The 16144-nt window shown below is 56.6% G+C and carries 15 protein-coding genes; 6 read left to right on the forward strand and 9 right to left on the reverse strand.

What is annotated here, in order from left to right; all coding sequences use genetic code 11:
• Window positions 1-14 precede the first annotated feature (14 nt).
• Entirely contained in the window at window positions 15-1043 is a 1029-nt protein-coding gene (locus FEZ21_RS12360; RefSeq protein ID WP_003447631.1) for an ABC transporter permease, read from the forward strand.
• Window positions 1044-1527: 484 nt separating this feature from the next.
• Here the strand turns inward: FEZ21_RS12360 and FEZ21_RS12365 are convergent, their stop codons facing one another.
• A complete protein-coding gene (locus FEZ21_RS12365) occupies window positions 1528-2058 on the reverse strand; it encodes a glyoxalase superfamily protein (protein ID WP_003447633.1) in 531 nt (176 codons plus the stop codon).
• Window positions 2059-2435: 377 nt separating this feature from the next.
• Here FEZ21_RS12365 and FEZ21_RS12370 point away from each other — a divergent pair, with 377 nt between their 5' ends.
• Window positions 2436-3131: a tRNA (adenine(22)-N(1))-methyltransferase TrmK gene (locus FEZ21_RS12370; RefSeq protein ID WP_003447634.1), complete on the forward strand. Its 696-nt coding sequence runs from the start codon at window positions 2436-2438 to the stop codon at window positions 3129-3131.
• Between the two features lie 402 nt (window positions 3132-3533).
• Window positions 3534-4832, forward strand: a complete 1299-nt coding sequence (locus FEZ21_RS12375) for a hypothetical protein (protein WP_238839921.1) — start codon at window positions 3534-3536, stop codon at window positions 4830-4832.
• Window positions 4833-5157: 325 nt separating this feature from the next.
• On the opposite strand, the gene FEZ21_RS12380 is transcribed toward FEZ21_RS12375, so the two are convergent.
• The 3 genes from FEZ21_RS12380 to FEZ21_RS12390 all read right to left on the reverse strand — a co-directional run bounded on the left by FEZ21_RS12380 (window position 5158) and on the right by FEZ21_RS12390 (window position 8685).
• The gene (locus FEZ21_RS12380; protein WP_160627254.1) at window positions 5158-5589 is read right to left on the reverse strand and encodes a GFA family protein; all 432 of its coding nucleotides are present in this window, start codon (window positions 5587-5589) and stop codon (window positions 5158-5160) included.
• 195 nt (window positions 5590-5784) lie between these two features.
• A complete protein-coding gene (locus tag FEZ21_RS12385) occupies window positions 5785-7164 on the reverse strand; it encodes a DUF1329 domain-containing protein (protein WP_003447641.1) in 1380 nt (459 codons plus the stop codon).
• A 39-nt stretch (window positions 7165-7203) separates the two neighbouring features.
• On the reverse strand, window positions 7204-8685 hold the full coding sequence (locus tag FEZ21_RS12390; RefSeq protein WP_160627256.1) for an MBL fold metallo-hydrolase: 1482 nt from the start codon (window positions 8683-8685) through the stop codon (window positions 7204-7206).
• Between the two features lie 366 nt (window positions 8686-9051).
• Here FEZ21_RS12390 and FEZ21_RS12395 point away from each other — a divergent pair, with 366 nt between their 5' ends.
• From FEZ21_RS12395 to FEZ21_RS12405, 3 genes are all read left to right on the forward strand, one after another.
• The gene (locus FEZ21_RS12395; RefSeq protein WP_373683731.1) at window positions 9052-9597 is read left to right on the forward strand and encodes a hypothetical protein; all 546 of its coding nucleotides are present in this window, start codon (window positions 9052-9054) and stop codon (window positions 9595-9597) included.
• 121 nt (window positions 9598-9718) lie between these two features.
• The gene (locus tag FEZ21_RS12400; RefSeq protein ID WP_010656072.1) at window positions 9719-9991 is read left to right on the forward strand and encodes a hypothetical protein; all 273 of its coding nucleotides are present in this window, start codon (window positions 9719-9721) and stop codon (window positions 9989-9991) included.
• A gap of 249 nt (window positions 9992-10240) precedes the next feature.
• Complete coding sequence (locus FEZ21_RS12405; RefSeq protein ID WP_160627258.1) at window positions 10241-11287, forward strand: alpha/beta fold hydrolase; 1047 nt, start codon at window positions 10241-10243, stop codon at window positions 11285-11287.
• Window positions 11288-11415: 128 nt separating this feature from the next.
• Here FEZ21_RS12405 and FEZ21_RS12410 read toward each other — a convergent pair whose 3' ends face one another.
• The 5 genes from FEZ21_RS12410 to phnD form a co-directional block, all read right to left on the reverse strand.
• The gene (locus FEZ21_RS12410; RefSeq protein ID WP_003447651.1) at window positions 11416-11985 is read right to left on the reverse strand and encodes a YceI family protein; all 570 of its coding nucleotides are present in this window, start codon (window positions 11983-11985) and stop codon (window positions 11416-11418) included.
• Between the two features lie 332 nt (window positions 11986-12317).
• Entirely contained in the window at window positions 12318-13496 is a 1179-nt protein-coding gene (gene psrA, locus FEZ21_RS12415; RefSeq protein ID WP_160627260.1) for an iron-containing alcohol dehydrogenase PsrA, read from the reverse strand.
• A gap of 136 nt (window positions 13497-13632) precedes the next feature.
• The gene (gene phnE, locus FEZ21_RS12420; protein WP_010656069.1) at window positions 13633-14451 is read right to left on the reverse strand and encodes a phosphonate ABC transporter, permease protein PhnE; all 819 of its coding nucleotides are present in this window, start codon (window positions 14449-14451) and stop codon (window positions 13633-13635) included.
• Window positions 14448-15251: a phosphonate ABC transporter ATP-binding protein gene (gene phnC, locus FEZ21_RS12425; RefSeq protein ID WP_160627262.1), complete on the reverse strand. Its 804-nt coding sequence runs from the start codon at window positions 15249-15251 to the stop codon at window positions 14448-14450. The genes phnE and phnC overlap by 4 nt, the downstream gene beginning before the upstream one ends.
• Window positions 15248-16117 carry a phosphonate ABC transporter substrate-binding protein gene (gene phnD, locus FEZ21_RS12430; RefSeq protein ID WP_160627264.1) on the reverse strand — a complete coding sequence of 290 codons (870 nt, stop codon included), beginning with the start codon at window positions 16115-16117 and terminating at the stop codon, window positions 15248-15250. The genes phnC and phnD overlap by 4 nt, the downstream gene beginning before the upstream one ends.
• Between the last annotated feature and the right edge of the window lie 27 nt (window positions 16118-16144).

Raw genomic sequence — 16144 nt, forward strand, 5'->3', positions numbered from 1 at the left:
GAGAGAAAACGTCCATGAACGCAATAACTGAAAACAAGCCTGCCGTGGCCCCGCCTAAAACCAAAAGCCGTCGTCGGTTCCCCACCGAGCTGAGCATCTTTCTGGTGCTGATCGGCATTGGTCTGGTGTTTGAAGTATTTGGCTGGATCGTGCGTGACCAGAGTTTCCTGATGAACTCCCAGCGTCTGGTGCTGATGATCCTGCAAGTGTCGGTGATTGGCTTGCTGGCCATTGGTGTCACCCAGGTGATCATCACCACCGGTATCGACCTGTCATCGGGCTCGGTGCTGGCGCTGTCGGCGATGATTGCCGCCAGCCTGGCGCAAACCTCTGATTTCACCCGGGCGGTATTCCCGTCGCTGACCGACCTGCCGGTGTGGATCCCGGTGCTGGCCGGGCTTGGCGTGGGGCTGCTGGCGGGGGCGATCAACGGCAGCATCATTGCGATTACCGGGATTCCGCCCTTTATTGCCACCTTGGGCATGATGGTGTCGGCCCGTGGCCTGGCGCGTTACTACACCGAAGGCCAGCCGGTGAGCATGCTCTCGGACTCCTACACCGCCATCGGACATGGGGCGATGCCGGTCATCATCTTCCTGGTGGTGGCGCTGATATTCCACATTGCCCTGCGCTACACCAAATATGGCAAGTACACCTACGCCATCGGCGGCAACATGCAGGCGGCGCGTACCTCGGGGATCAACGTCAAGCGTCACCTGATCATCGTCTACAGCATCGCCGGTCTGCTGGCGGGTCTGGCCGGCGTCGTGGCGTCGGCACGGGCTGCCACCGGGCAGGCGGGCATGGGCATGTCCTATGAACTGGATGCAATTGCCGCGGCAGTGATTGGCGGTACCAGCCTGGCGGGCGGAGTAGGGCGCATTACCGGTACGGTGATCGGCGCACTGATCCTTGGCGTCATGGCCAGTGGTTTCACCTTTGTCGGGGTTGACGCCTATATCCAGGACATCATCAAGGGCCTGATCATCGTGGTGGCGGTGGTGATCGACCAGTACCGCAACAAGCGCAAGCTCAAGCGCTAACCCCACGCCCTGTAGGAGCGAGCTTGCCTCGCGAGCTTTTCCGATGCGGCCCGAACAGCTCGCGAGACAAGCTCGCTCCTACAGATAATTCATGTACCCGGCAGCCGAATCGATAGCCCACAACCCCTGTAGGAGCGAGCTTGTCTCGCGAGCTTTCCGATACGCCCCGAAGAGCTCGCGAGCAAGCTCGCTCCTACAGATAATTCATGTACCCGGCAGCCGAATCGATAGCCCACACCCCTGTAGGAGCGAGCTTGCTCGCGAGCTTTTCCGATACGCTCCGAAGAGCTCGCGAGGCAAGCTCGCTCCTACAGATAATTCATGTGCCCGGCAGCCGCATCGATAGCCCACACCCCTGTAGGAGCGAGCTTGTCTCGCGATCTTTCCGATACGGCCCGAAGAGCGCGCGAGCAAGCTCGCTCCTACAGATAATTCATGTGTCCGGCAGTCGAAGCGCCAAGCCCACGCTCAATCCGACAACGTCTTAGTCCTGACAGAAGCGGATGCGGTTGCCGAAGGGGTCATGGACTTCCAGAACCTGCCCCCAGCCCTGCTGAACAATCTCCGGGCGTCCGTAGCCGTAGCGCTTGCCCTGGAGTTCGTCATGCAACAACTGAATATTGTGCATCGGCACAAATAGGGTCGCCCCGGGGCTCGCATCGCCATGGTGCTCGGAGAGATGCAGTTGCAGACCGTTGCGGCTGATCCCCAGATACAGCGGCAGATCCGCTTCGAAGCGGTGCTCGAATTCGACGCTGAATCCCAGAAAATCCAGATAGAACTCCCGGGCCTTGGCTTCGTCAAACATCCGCAGGATCGGGATGGCCTTGTCGAACCTGATGACCGGCAAGGGATTCTCGGCGGGCAGTATTGCTGACGCAGTGTTCCAGTCCTTGTAGCCCAGCAAGTGCGCCACCGTTTCCAGCGCCGTGGCATGAGTCAGCTCTTGCGCGAGCAGTTCCCGGGAGGCACGCAGCCGCCTGGCCATCTGTTTGGCTTGTTCGATCGAAATCATGGTTGTTCTCCTGAGGTCGAGGCGCACGGTGCCCGCATTGCCAAACCTCGACTGTCAAAAGAAACGGGAGGATTCGGGAACAGAAACAATACTTTCACCTTTCCTTGCGGACGCGAGCGGCAGGCAGTATCAGCCTGCGCTGATATTACATAGCGCGCAACGAGCGCGAAAGGGCAACCCGTATCTATCGCCAGGCGCTAGCGACTTCGAGCGGTAACGGGCCACCCGCGGCCAGTAAGCCGGTTATGCTTGTCGCTCAGCTTTTGTCACAATGGGCAGGGGGCATGACGACCAACGCTGGCATGCAAAGCTGCTCCCCCGATAGAGGCGTGAGCCAGCCAGAGGGGTCGGACATTCGTGGTGATAAGGAACTGCAGTTGAACCAACATACATTGTCCATGCGCCTGGAGCGTGTCGCGGCGCATGTGCCGGCGGGTGCGCGTCTGGCCGATATCGGCTCGGACCATGGCTATTTGCCGGTGGCGTTGATGCGCCGTGGCCTGATCACCTTTGCGGTGGCCGGCGAGGTGGCATTGACGCCTTTCAGTGCGGCCGAACGTACCGTGCGCGAGAACGCAATGGAGCAACGCATTACTGTGCGTCTGGCCAGCGGGCTGGCGGCAATCGCCCCGGGCGACGCAATCACTGCCATCAGTATCTGTGGCATGGGCGGTGAAACCATCCGTGACATCCTCGACAGTGGCAAGGCCCGCCTCAGCGGCCAGGAACGGCTGATCCTGCAGCCCAACGGCGGCGAACAACCATTGCGCCAATGGCTGATGGAGAACGGCTACCGGATCCATCACGAGGAATTGCTCCAGGAAAACCGGTTCGATTACGAAATCATCGTTGCCGAACACGACGGGCCGGTGTTGTACAGCCCTGAGCAACTGTTCTTCGGACCGTTGCAGATGCAGGCCCGCAGCCCGGCGTTCCTGCTCAAGTGGCAGCGCATCCTGCGCCACAAGCAGCAGAACCTGGCCAACCTGGCACGGGCGCAGCAGGCCGTGCCAGAGCACAAGGTGCAGGAGATCGCCCGGCAAGCGCAGTGGATCATCGAACTGCTGGCTTGAATCCGCCAGATCCAGCGCGGGCCTGTACCAGTGGCCCGCATGACATCGAACCAGACACTTGCTCAGCGCAGTTCCATTCCCGGCTCAAGAGCAGCTTTTTTTACCCCGGGCCGGCTCCCCAATAGTTATGTACCTTCGCGGGCCACAACAAAGTTCGAATTAACCACTGTGTTCACAAACAGATAAAGACCCTATGGCTTTTGTAATGTCGCCGTCTACACGGGCTGGTTGTGTTCGACGTAAACAGGCCGCTATACACTTTATTTCGTAACTTGCATACAGAGGTGGCTGCCCTCGCAAGTTGTATTGATATCTTGATGTGCCGATGGGTTGGGTGCAGCCAGGATATTTATTGTTCAGTCCGTTACTTAAATTAGTTTATTCATTATAAAGGATGAACCCATGTCTATTATTGACTCGTCGCCAACACAGGCGACTAATTGGAAACAGCTTTCGTACTTCCGAGTGTTTGTCGAGAACGACGCGCACCTGCAAAATGCCCGTTATCCGCTGCTGAACAATAAGCGCCAGCAGTTACGCGTTACCGTGCGTCTGGCGGCGAAAGATGCGGCAGGTAATGTTGCAACTATCCCGAAAAGTGATCTGGATCAGATTCGACTGATTGATTACAACACGTCGGCCCTGATTGATTATAATGATAACTTTTCCGGAGACTGGACCAGTTCATGGCACCATCGAGGCTTTATCTGGGATCGAGGCTTTCTTGATTCAATCAGATCCCTGAGGCTGGAACAGCCGCAGCTGTTTGAAACCAGTGACAGCAGCGCTGATGATGCAGATTATGCAGATGATCCAGACGCGAAAGTCTCCGAGCCTATTGAGCAAACATCTGAATCATTCGGCCCGGCTCTAATCTCTCCTTCGATGGACGCAATCCTGGCGGACTGCCCCGGCGGCTACCAGTGCGTCACTTTTTATGTTTCAACCGGCGCCCGCGCTGCGCGCCGATTGGCGGCACGCATTACTAACGGTGATGGCACGGTATTTCGCAGCAACTACAGCGATGTGACCGACGACCTGGGTGAGGGTGATAAACGCGGGCGCTTCAACTCTTCGTTCGAGGTGGAGCCTGTCAGCTTCCCGTCTTTGCCGAACGAGAACTTTGGTGATCGAAAAGCCGACGGCTCAGGTTATCTGAGGGATACGTTGGTTACATCGAATAAGTTTTCTGGGGGTGAGTATCGTGCATTTGAACAACACGTTAATATCCGCATGCCCAACGGCCGTAAAGTGCCAATCAAATCGGTCACTTCTCACCCGAGCGGTGCTGATGGAGCGATAGGGGGCGAGATGATGTGGGCATCTCGAGGCCCTGTGACTCGCTCAAAAACAACGTTTACCTATATTTCCTATCCTGGCGAAACCCACGTGCGAATGCAGGAACCACCTAATTGGTATGGCGACAATGGCCGCTTTCTTAAGCTGTACAGTCTCTTGGCCGCGGCCTTTACAAATTATACACCGCGTATCTTCAACCCTCGTGCCGGTGAAGTTGTGATCGGGCATTTTCTCACTGATCAGAATTATCAATTTTATTATCGGGCACAGGGCGGGGCCGAGCATCAGGTGCCGAATAAAATGATAATGCCGCTCCACCTGATGGATATTTATGGCACCGAACACCGTCTTCGACTCGGACTGGTGTCCACCCATAATTATTTGACGTTGAATAAAGTTTAATTTGTCGGAGAGGGATCAAGTGGCGGCGGTCACCCTTGCCCAAGGGATTGTTCCTTCGCGAATCATGATCCGTTCGCGGTGCTTGCAATAGCTTGAGCATATTTGCCCCGCCACTCCTTAGCCCTCGTCAAGCAAGCCACCTGTATGTTGTGGATGCAGGCATCCTGGGGTCAGGGCGCAGCCGGTAGTTCTGCCGGATGCGCCCTGACCCTCTTTGTTATCCGTATTGCTATCTATTTGCCGCGACTCGGGCAGTAGCCACCATGGGTCAGCCCGCCTGACCCGTTCGTACCTTTGCAGTTCCCAAGCTGACGCCACTGGCCGGTCATTCGGGCTGGTTGACGGTCTGCCCGTCGATGGGTTCCCGGGGGCATGTTTGCAAGGGTGTGTACCAGTGAACGGCAGAAGCGACATACAGGTGTTGTTGCTTTGGCGGCGTAAAGGGCGTGTCCAGAGTGCCCAGCGCTATGGAGACCCATTCGCTGAATTGGCCTTCAGAGCGTGACCAGAACAAGGTCGAACCACAGTGCATGCAGAACTCGCGCAGCACCGAGGCCGACGAGCAATAGCCCGTGATGCTGGTGCTGCCGCTGAGTATCCGCAGTGCGCTGCGGGGCACGCTGGCATAAGACGCGAATGCGGCACCATGGCCTTTGCGACACTGGCTGCAATGGCAATGACTGACGGCCTTTGGCGCTGTAAGCAGTTCATAGCTGACGGCTGCGCAAAGGCAGCTGCCCTGGTAGACCCTGGTCATGTCGTCGTCCCTGAAAAAGATCCCGGCTTGGTGTCTGACTGAAAGTCGTCGCCATGCATAGTGCCTTGACCGGACGGTGCAAGAAAAGGGTGAGCTTCAATCCGCTCACGGCTGGTGATTGGCAGGCGTACAAAGAGCAGTGCCAATGCCCGCATTTACCGACGGGCAGGCAGTGCTCTGTGGCCGGGAGCAGGCTTAGCGGCCGCTCGCTCTCAATGCATCGGGGGTGTACATATCGGCCGTCAGCTTCAGATTGTTCATGATCGGGCCTTTGCGCTCTTCGTTGGTCAGCCCGTAAGCGGTGTACTGCCTCGAACTCAGGTCATAGAAAAACTGCACCCCGGAAATCGCCAGCTTGGCGTCCGGATGCTGGAAGTAATTCATCATGGCGTGCTTCCAGATTTTTCCGCGGGCATCGTAGTTGTCCGCCAGTGTGCCGGCCCAGGTATCCTCATCCAGGTAAATGACCCGCTTGCTGTACAAATGGCGATAGCCTTCTTTCAAGTTGGCCTCCAGCACCCAGACTCGACGCAGCTCAAAGCGCAGGTAGTCAGGATCAGGGTGAGAGGGGGTCAGCAAGTCACTGTATTTAACTGCACCACTGTTGACGCGAAAGGCGTTGACCGGGATGTAGATCTCTTTTTTACCCAGGTTTTTCCACTCGTAACGTTCAGGCGAGCCGTTGAACAGGCGGTCGTCATCCACGACCATGGTGCCATTGGTGCCAATCATCGGCTGGTCGAAGCCAAACCCGGGCAACTGTCGAACCCGTCGAGTCCCGGGGTTATAACTCCAGGCCAGACGCCCTTGTTTGCTCCAGTCGTAGTAGTCCTGTGAAACCGTGCTGACACCTGCATCCCGTTGTGGCTGCATGGTGAAGTTCCAGGAAAATGCACGCACGCCCTCGGAGACCGGTAGCTCGTTCGGATTATTGGCAGGTGACAAGCCGCGAAGACGGGTTTTACCCCAGCCAATACTGCCGTTAGGCAGTACCGATGCGTTTGAACGGGTGATGTCCTGGGTCCAGGGCCCGGCGATCAGCATATGGTTCCACAGCAATTCCAGGCCGCTTTTAGGAATAGGGAAAGGCACTTGCCCCAGGCCCTTGATACCCATTCCGTCATTCACCAGTTCGGCGTTCAGGGCATTCCACTGAGCGTGCTGGCAGACATAATCGGGTACTCCAAAGATCCGCTTGCCCGCATAAATGTTCATTTTGTAGCTGTCAGGGTATTTCTCGAACAGGACTTTCTGGCCCTCGGTCAGATTGGCCGCGTGTTCCTTGTAGTTGCTTGAAGTGAGCACCAGAACGGGCACTTCATCCTTGAACGGGTCTACGGGTTGGTCACCGGAATACAAGGTGTGATTCCAGCCCGGTACTTGATCTACATACTCGCCGGTAAATGCGGGGATGCTGCCGGCAGCGTTCCCTGCACGTTCTGCACCCAGGCAGGTAAGGTTTTTCCCCAGTTGAGCGGCTTCCTCAGGTGTGACTTTGGAAAACGCAGTGCAAGAGGCGGTGAGTCCGGCCAGTAAAGATAAGGTCAATGCCATATTTTTTTTATTGGTTTTCATTTTAACCTGCAGGAACTGGTGCGTTGAAAAAGAGGTGGGTCAGAGGGATGCGCTACTCTGGTCTGGCGGGTTATTCAGATGCTTCAAACGTTGCTTGAGCGTGAGCATGTGTTCCAGGTAAACCGTCACTTCTTGAGTGGGAACGCCTGGCACAATGCGTCTGGAGTACGCATCCAGAGATGCTTGCAGGACGTCTTTATTATCCGGTGCCGCAAAGTAGGCCATGTCTGCCAGTTTGCAGGCCAGGGCCGGATTAACGTCCTGCAATACCCGAATTCGGGCGGTCAATTTGTCGATTCCGCCGCTCAGGTCGACTATTTCACTGCCAAAGGCCGAGAGCGGGGCAGGGGACCAATCCGAAGGCACGCCATTCCACCAGCCGCCATCTTCTTTCAAGACCATTTTTGCAACGTCTTGAAAGCGGTTGTATGTCTGCGCCATGTCCGTGCGCCCTTGCAGTTTTTCAGGCAGCTTGACGGCATCCACGATTTCATCTGGACGTTTATCGTCATTGAGCCCGTTGGCCACTTGGGTGACAGCCGAATCCAGCATCTGGGCAGCTGCCAGCAGCTTGTCTTGAGCTTCAGCGCCAGAGACCATTGCCGCGCCATGCATGGGCAGTACCCGTTGCGGTCTGGTTGCGGCCATATCGCGTAATGCCTGTGCCCATTCGGCGACATGGCGCTGACGGCGCTTGCCATTGCCGGCATTGAGCAGGAAGGGTTGCCAAAAGTCGGCGCTGACCACCACTTTGCGTGAAGGTACGCTCACCCAAAGCTGGTCGGCAGACTCTCCGCGGGCCTGGGTCAATACGAAGTCTTCGCCGCCAATGCTAAGGGTTTTGGTGCCGTGGAAGGTTTCGGTGGGCAGGATGGTATCTTCCATGCGCCGCGGAACATCCCGCGGGTCCTGGTTGTTGAGGCGCACCATGGAGAAGTTGACCAGCCTGATGTCAGTGGCCAGTTCGGAAAGAAAAGTGTCAGTGGTAATGATGCGCGGCTTCTCTCCGGCCGCGAGCAGCGCCCAGGCACCAAATGCATGGTCGGCATGGTGGTGGGTGATAATAATGGTGTTAACCGGCTTGTCACTGATCTTGCGCAGCGCCTCAAGCAGAGCCGGCCCTGCGGGTGCATAACCGCTATCGACCAGCACCAGGCCCTCGGCCGTTTCGAATACCGCGACATTGACAAAGGGCAGGCGTAACAACCAGGTCCCCTTGCCCTGTGGCTCTATGGTCAGCTTTGAGCGCGCATCGTCAATCGCGGCCTGGTTGGTTCTACTGTACATATGATTGGCAATGGCCGCGGATACAGGGCCGCCAAAACCGGCGTTCGGATTGGAGCGCAGGGTATTCAATATGTTGGGGTATTGCTTCATCAGGTCGGTGCGTAGTTCAAACCGTTCAATGGCTTTAGGGTCTGGCGGTGCGGTGGATATTGGCACTTGAGGCGCAGCCTGCAGCCCCCCCGCGATCACACTCAAACCCATTGCCAGTAATGCTTTCTTATAATTGTTATGCATGTTTATAAATAACCTTTGATTGATAAGATAAATCAATAATGGCTGTCAATAGTTACTGCAGACATTGAAATAAGTCGGGCCACAGGATGGCGGCCTTGACTATAAATATTTGAAGAGGGGCAGCATCGTCCGTGCGGACTAGATGATATTGCCGATAACCTGAAATTGATTATCGTCATTAGTCATAGGGCTATTTCTATAGAGTGTGACGGATGTCACAGAAAAAAGACTGTTTATAAAACAGCGGTGCAAGTTTTTTCTGTGAGTCGTGATCACGGATGGCAGATGCATTGAAAAACAAAGGGCTCCCGGCAGGTTGATCTATTATGCAAGGCGTGCTCAAGACATGATGATTGGGGAGGGAGAGTGAGCGGGAGTGATTTTTTACGAGACTTGTGTGGCCCGGGGGGCGGTGTGATTGGCGCCTGTTGGAAGAACTTCAAATCCAGTGCATTGCTTACCGGCGCGGGCTATTGCTTTGTGATCGCATGTTCGCTGAGCTTTTTTTATCTGTACTGTTACTGGGATGAACCAAGGCCGGTAGAAAGGGTATTAGTCACGACGGAAGGTACACTATATGCGTATGCGGACAGTTCTCAGTATTCGACCTCGTTTCTGGTTAAAGAAAACAGTGGCAAGCTGATCAAGTTAACGGCGGTGCCTGATTATACCCGCCTCATCAAGGGGTTTGGTTCTAATCTTGGTAAAGCTATTGTGGTCAGGCATTACGAAGGCAGGGTTATAGCGTGTCGTATAGAAGGTGTGGAGTTTTGTATACCGCAGTGCTTTACTTCCTGGGAGTGTCAAATCAAGGTGGTTGAATCAGACGCCAGGGCAATGAGGAAAACCATCTATACAGTGTTGTTTATGGGAGTTGGTTTGGTGCTGGTGTTCATGTACAGGAAGTTGTAAAAAATAAGCAATTAAAATCGTCCCGACGCTGTGCAAAAGACTTTGCGCGGCCGGCTGCTATATTTAATCCGCCTGACGGCTTCCGTGCCCTGCAAACAACCCCGTTGCGTTAAAGGACGACATGATCGACTTTCTCTGCGCCATCCTCGAATTGCTGGGCCTGATTGATTCCCGGGTCAGAGCACAAGGCCCTTCCAGATGGTATCGACGCCATCCAAAATTGATCCGCAGTGTGCTCAACATTTGCTGGATCCTCGTTTCGGCAGTGTTTTTGATCTATGTGCTGCAATGGCTGAGCATCCTGGGCCCGTGGGTACAGGGACTGGTGGCAGGAGTGATCGCGATGCAGGTGGTCGGTTTTTTAATTTTGCTGTTACGCCGGAAAAAATCTTAGACCCCCCCCTCTGTTACAGGCTCCCGGAAGGTTTGCCGGCGCGGTTGCTATCGCTCCAGTTACTGACTTCTGGTGGCTGGCCCGTTCTCGACAAAGACCCCCGGGACCTGATGCGTATAGTAAAGGTGCCTTGCAGGATGGCGGTACCGATCACTGCGTTGTGCGACGCAGCGGCAAGTACGTGCCCTGAGGGGCGGTGTTCGCGCCTGTAGTCGGGCTCGGCTTTCATAATAAGTACAAGAGGATGTCATGTTGAAAAAGCGATTTGTTACTGTGCTCTGCCTGCCTTTTACCGTCTGCGCTGCACTCGCGAGCACTGAGCAGCCAGTTGTCGTACAGAGCGATTTTGATCAGATGGCGACCCCGGTGCATCAATGGTCGGACAAGGGAAAAGAGCTGTTTTATATCGACGAGGGCCCTAAAGACGGGATCGCAGTTGTGTTTGTCGGGGGCAACGGCACCAGTGCAAGAGCCCTGGAACTGACCAATTTTCTGCGCTCTACCCGCGAGCAATTAAAGCTGCGGTTCATCACATTGGAACGTAACGGTTTTGGCCAGAGTGCCTTCGATCCGAAAGGCGATTACGGCAGCTACAGTGCCGATGTCCATGCCTTGCTTGACCATCTGGGCGTTGATGAATTTTCCTTGCTGGCGATCTCCGGTGGTGGTCCTTATGTCGCCCGGATCGGAGCCGACCTTGCGCCCCGGGTGCGTTCGATTCACTACGCTGCGGCCTATTCCCAGCCTGGGGTGGGCAAGCCCGCTGAGCGTTGCAAGCTGTCCGATGAGCAATTGGCGACGACTGCCCTGGCTTATACGGTGCCCACGCAGTGGTGGGCCATGCCTGCCGACAGTTCAATCAAACACATCCGCGGCTGGCAAGATGCGGCCTACGATGATGGTCTGCGCACCTTCTTCATGAAAGGCACCCAGGACGTGAAACCTCTGTTGCATGAGTGGCGCCTGTATTGCCAGCAACCGGTGGCTTCCGGGGCGGCAGTCAAGTCACCGGTGTTCATTTATGCGGGCACCGCCGATAGCGTAGTGCCCATGGAGCACAAGGATTTCTGGGCCGCGCATTATTCAAACATTGCTGCCGTACGCGCTTATCCGGGGGAAGGGCATGACGTGCAGTACCGGCACTGGGGCCAGATTCTCAGCGACATCGCTTATCAGGGTAAGCGCCTGCTGATCTGTGATCAGGGGCAGTCACTCTTGCTGCCTGAAGAGGTGGCGCAACAAAAAATCACCCGGGGCGCAACCCTGGATATATGCGCCTGGCAAAAAGCAGGCTGAAGGATTGCCCTCATCGCAGGCAGTTGATACTGCCGGTGGTGAGGGCAGCGGAGACCGGACGCCAGCCAGCACAAATCAAGGGATATTGACTTGAAGAACGCGAGCCAGGGTCTCAGGCCGCAGTCGAATCAATGTTCCGGCGCAACCATCCGAAACTGTATGTCTATATCGTTGGAAACCAGACTGTCAGACCACTCGCCAGCCCCGACGTTGAAATCACTGCGTTTGAGCACCAGCTCTGCGTCGAAAATGCCGATGCTTCGCTCTGATTTCAGAAGCATCGGCACTGTTACCTCCCTGGTAAGGCCCCTGAGTGTAAGGTTGCCAATGATCTGGTAGCGGTTGTTGCCCAGGTCTTTAATGCGCGTCGATTCAAAGGTCGCCACTGGATAAGCAGTGGTGTCGAACCAGGCAGGCTTTTGCAATTCAGTGTTGGCGTCTTCGCTGCCGGCGTCGATGCTGTCGAGGTAGATGGTCAGTTTGGCCTGAGCCGCCTCGGGGTGTTCGGTGTCGAAACCGAGGGTCCCGACAAACTTGCCAAACGTGCCATACACCTTCGAGCCCATCTGGTGGTAGGTAAAACTTATGGTGCTGGCGGCGGGATTGACGTGGGTGTATTCGACGGCATCAGCTCCGGGAAAAAAGCCGAGGGTAAAAGTGACAGCCAGTGCGGTGGTACGTAGAGATCGAGGACTCATTGCACTCTCCAGGACCGGCCCCTTATGGGTCGAAAGGTGTGGCAGTAGCTGAGGTGAAGCAAAGACTGGCCGTTTGTTGCAACCCGCAGAGGGCTCAACTTTTACCTGGCTGCGTACCAACCCCTGCCGGGTGTTGGCAGGGGTGACGCTATCCTCGGAATGCGCCCTTCAGGAATCTTAGCAGTGTTCGAGAAAGCGTTTTAAACACTCAGGCCCCGATGCCCTCAGTAACGAGTGGCAGTCAATGGCGCCGGGGAGAAGGAGGGGCGTCGAGCATGACGCACCTCGCTTGCTGCTTTTGGTTGCTGCTGTCCGGGGGCGGCCACTGTCAATTAGCGGCCGCTCTCTTTTGCGAGGGCAGCAGGCAATCGTCGCGGCTCGTCATGTCGCTGACAGTACTTGTCGAGTGTTGGCAGGGGCCATGCGGCTTGAGAGCCGATAAAGTTTTTGCCCCTTGCGCCCTGCATGGCGCACAGAATCATTTGCTCGGCTTGCTCCGCCGTTACGCCATAGTCGGAAAATTCCGTTTTCACGCCCAGGCTATGCAGGAATTCGCGCAACTGATCCTGAGCTTTGTCCAGGTCGTTGCCGAAAATTCGTTGCAGAGTAAGGTCGCGCGCTGCGTCGCGACCCCAGGCCAGGCCCAGCACCAGCGGCAATGTAAAGGAGCAGGCAATGCCATGCGCCAGGCCGTATTGCAGCGTCATCTCGTAAGAGATCGAGTGGGCAAGGGCGGTTTTGGTGTTGGAAAACGCCAGTCCTGCCTTGAGGGCGGCCAGCGCCATGCGCGAACGCAGTTCTTTGTTGGTGAGATCACGACGCAGCTGCGGCAGGCATTCGAAAATGTCCGCAATGGCGGAGATGGCGAAGGTATCGGAAACCGGATTGGCATTGATGTTCCAGACCGACTCCAGCGCATGGGACAAGGCATCCAGCCCGGTAGAAACGGTGACGCCGCCAGGCACGGTCAGCATCAGTTGCGGGTCGATAATCGCGACTTTCGGCCAGGTGCATTCAAGGTGCAGCGAGTATTTTTTATGGCTGGCCGAATCCCAGATCGTCGCCCAGGGCGTCACCTCGCTGCCGGTACCCGCCGTGGTGGGCGCCGCGATCAGTATTTTGCTGCGCGCCGGGACGAAGGGTTTGCCGGTTGCCAGCAATGCGAGCAATTCATCAAAGTGCCCCGATTCAGTGCCCACGATCAACGCCTTGGCGGTGTCGATGGCACTGCCGCCGCCTACTGCGATGACCGCATGGCAATCGCCGGCTTGCTGCCAGAATCGCTCATAGGTGTCCCGTAGCCGGGCCACGTCAGGATTGGGCTGGACATCTTCAATCACATACACCAGACGGTCGCCCAGCAGATCCTGAATGCGATCAACCAATCCCAGCCCGCGCGCTTCGGGAAAGGTCACTAGCGCGACTTTCTGGTTTTCAGTGATGTCGGCAAGCTCAAGCAGGCTGCCCCAGCCGAATCGTGTATCAACGGGATTGTGGAATCGGGCAATCATGGCGGGTCCTTTATTTTTGTTGTTGGAAGTGGCCCCATACTCGGGGGGCTTTTCCAACAGCTCAAATCGATAATTCGCAGGCATTAATCGGCAGAACCGATACTTGATTCAATGTGAGTGCCTGGGGCAGGGATGTTCAGTTGTGAGCGCCACGCTGGATCGCGTTGCGCAATCGACCCGACACCGCATCAGCGACGATCACCATCAGCGTGATGACGATGATGCAGGTGGCAGTCTCCTGGTACTTGAACAGTTTCAGGCTGCTCACCAGCTCAAAACCAAGCCCCCCCGCACCCACCATGCCGAGTACGGTCGCCGAGCGTAAATTGACTTCGAAGCGGTAAAGAACCACTGCAATCCAGGCCGTGATGACCTGCGGCAGTACCCCGAAAACGATGACCTGCAAGGGCCGTGCGCCGGTGGCCTGGAGCGCTTCAATCGGGCCTTGGTCGATCTCCTCGATACTCTCGGCAAAGAATTTTCCAAGCATGCCCAGGCCATGCAACGCCAGCGCCAGCACGCCGGGGAAGGGCCCAAGGCCTACCGCCGAGACAAATATCAGGGCCAGAATCAGCTCATTTATGCTGCGAGTGAAATTAAGAAACTGCCGGGTTGCGTGGAACACCAACCGGTTTTTGTTCAGATTGCGGGCCGCAAGAAATGACAGCGGAATGGCCATCAACACGCCGAGCAATGTGCCCCAAATGGCAATTTGCAGCGTCTCCACGGCAGGCGCCAACAGTCGAGGAACAATGCTCAGGTCGGGTGGGACGGTGCGTGCAAGGAAATCACCAATTTGTGGCAACCCTGCCGCCAGTTCAGCCACGCTTAATTGCGCGCCAGTGGCACTCCAGTGCAGTGTCAGAATGACCGCCAGCACGATTGCGCCAGTGGACAGCCACCCACGCGGTCCGCGAGGCAGGCTCACGGTCCACAGATAACTTTGCTGTTTCATGCTTGAGCCCTCACTTGCGCGACGGGGGTTATCAGTTCGTCCGCTCTCGCAGTGGCGCCCTGGGGGGCTGTTGTCTGGCCGGGGTATATGCGCTGCAAGTCGTCTTCGGTCATGCTGCAAGCGCTACCGTCATACACCAGTTTTCCGTGGGCCAGGCCTACGATCCGGTCTCCAAACTCCCGGGCGTAATCGACCTGGTGCAGGTTGCACAACACCGTGATACCCAGCTCCCGCGTGGCGTCGCGCAAATATTGCAGCACCAGGCGCGCAGTCTTCGGGTCGAGACTGGCCACCGGCTCGTCGGCCAGAATCACTTTTGGGCGTTGCGCCAGGGCACGTGCGATGCCCACGCGTTGCATCTGCCCCCCGGACAGCGAATCGGTCCGTTCGCGGGCTTTGTGCGCCAGCTCGACGCGCTCCAGGCATTGCATGGCCAGCGCCACGTCCTCGCGCCGAAACAACTGCATGATGGAGGTGAGCGTTGACACCGCGCCCAGGCATCCGGTGAGTACATTCTTCAGTACGCTGAGACGCGGTACGACGTTGTGGTGCTGAAAAATCATTGCCGCCTGACGTCGCAGAACGCTGGTGTCGCGGCAGGCCAGTGCGTCAATGCCTGCCACTGAGAGTGTTCCGGAATCGGCCTGGACCAGTCGGTTGATACACCGCAGCAAAGTAGATTTACCCGCACCGGACTGGCCCAGCACCACCACGAATTCTCCTGCTGCCACCTCCAGGTCGATCCCGCGTAGAACCGGGTTTTGGCCGTAGTGCTTGGTCAGTTGGCGGATGCTGATCATTTGAGCCTCCGCAAATCGAGATTGAGCACCTTGGCGGTTTCGCGGACGACGTCGTAAGCCGCATCGGTAGTGGGCTGGAAGCCATCCAGTTGGCCCTGGTCACCCCAAGGCACGTCCTTCACCGAAGCCAGGGCGGCAGCGACTTTTTTCTTGAGTGCCGGGTCGAGGTTTTGCCGCCAGACCATTGGAGACTCCGGGATCGGACGCGAACTCCACACCACCTGGAAGTCATCCTGCTTCACCAGTCCTCTGGCCACGGCGTTGGTCAGAATGCGGTCGGCGACGGCGCCAGCATCTACCTTGCCGTTGGCTACAGCGAGGATGCTTGCGTCATGGGAACCGGAGAACACCACTCGCGAAAACAATGTTGCGGGATCAAAACCGGCCTGTTCCAGCCCGGCTTTGGGGAACAGATGGCCAGAAGCAGAGCTGGGGTCGACAAACGCGAAGGTGTGATTTTTCAGATCGGACAATTGCTGAATGCCGCTGTCCTTGCGCGCAAGGATCACGCTCTTGTAGGCGCTTTGCCCGGTTTTTTTGGTGACGGCTACTGCGAACGCTTCGACGTCTGCTACCGACGTTGCCAGAACATAGGAGAAAGGGCCGAGGTAGGCCACATCCAGTTTGCCTGCACGCAGCGCTTCGATGATGCCGTTGTAGTCCGTGGCGACAAAGGGTTCGACGGGCATGCCCAGTTTGGCTTCAAGGCTGCTGAGCACTTGCTTGCTCGACTCGATCATCGCCTGGGAGTCTTCCGACGGGATCAGGCCAATTCTCAATTTCTCGTTCGCTCCTGCTTGGCAGACAGCGCTTATGGAGAGGCAGGCAATAGCGGCGACACGCAAAAATCCGGAGAAATTATTCATGGCATTCCAGGCGATTGGTTGGAGTGA

The sequence above is a fragment of the Pseudomonas sp. 9.1(2019) genome, assembly GCF_009910445.1.
Taxonomy (GTDB): Bacteria; Pseudomonadota; Gammaproteobacteria; order Pseudomonadales; family Pseudomonadaceae; genus Aquipseudomonas; species Aquipseudomonas paraversuta.

Excerpts from the sequence above, each read along its gene's own strand:
- FEZ21_RS12380 (WP_160627254.1), bottom strand. The coding sequence starts at position 5,589 with ATGACCAGGGTCTACCAGGGCAGCTGCCTTTGCGCAGCCGTCAGCTAT.
- psrA (WP_160627260.1), bottom strand. The coding sequence starts at position 13,496 with ATGATTGCCCGATTCCACAATCCCGTTGATACACGATTCGGCTGGGGC.
- FEZ21_RS12390 (WP_160627256.1), bottom strand. The coding sequence starts at position 8,685 with ATGCATAACAATTATAAGAAAGCATTACTGGCAATGGGTTTGAGTGTG.
- phnC (WP_160627262.1), bottom strand. The coding sequence starts at position 15,251 with ATGATCAGCATCCGCCAACTGACCAAGCACTACGGCCAAAACCCGGTT.
- phnD (WP_160627264.1), bottom strand. The coding sequence starts at position 16,117 with ATGAATAATTTCTCCGGATTTTTGCGTGTCGCCGCTATTGCCTGCCTC.
- phnE (WP_010656069.1), bottom strand. The coding sequence starts at position 14,451 with ATGAAACAGCAAAGTTATCTGTGGACCGTGAGCCTGCCTCGCGGACCG.
- FEZ21_RS12400 (WP_010656072.1), top strand. The coding sequence starts at position 9,719 with ATGATCGACTTTCTCTGCGCCATCCTCGAATTGCTGGGCCTGATTGAT.
- FEZ21_RS12410 (WP_003447651.1), bottom strand. The coding sequence starts at position 11,985 with ATGAGTCCTCGATCTCTACGTACCACCGCACTGGCTGTCACTTTTACC.
- FEZ21_RS12385 (WP_003447641.1), bottom strand. The coding sequence starts at position 7,164 with ATGAAAACCAATAAAAAAAATATGGCATTGACCTTATCTTTACTGGCC.
- FEZ21_RS12405 (WP_160627258.1), top strand. The coding sequence starts at position 10,241 with ATGTTGAAAAAGCGATTTGTTACTGTGCTCTGCCTGCCTTTTACCGTC.
- FEZ21_RS12375 (WP_238839921.1), top strand. The coding sequence starts at position 3,534 with ATGTCTATTATTGACTCGTCGCCAACACAGGCGACTAATTGGAAACAG.
- FEZ21_RS12360 (WP_003447631.1), top strand. The coding sequence starts at position 15 with ATGAACGCAATAACTGAAAACAAGCCTGCCGTGGCCCCGCCTAAAACC.
- FEZ21_RS12365 (WP_003447633.1), bottom strand. The coding sequence starts at position 2,058 with ATGATTTCGATCGAACAAGCCAAACAGATGGCCAGGCGGCTGCGTGCC.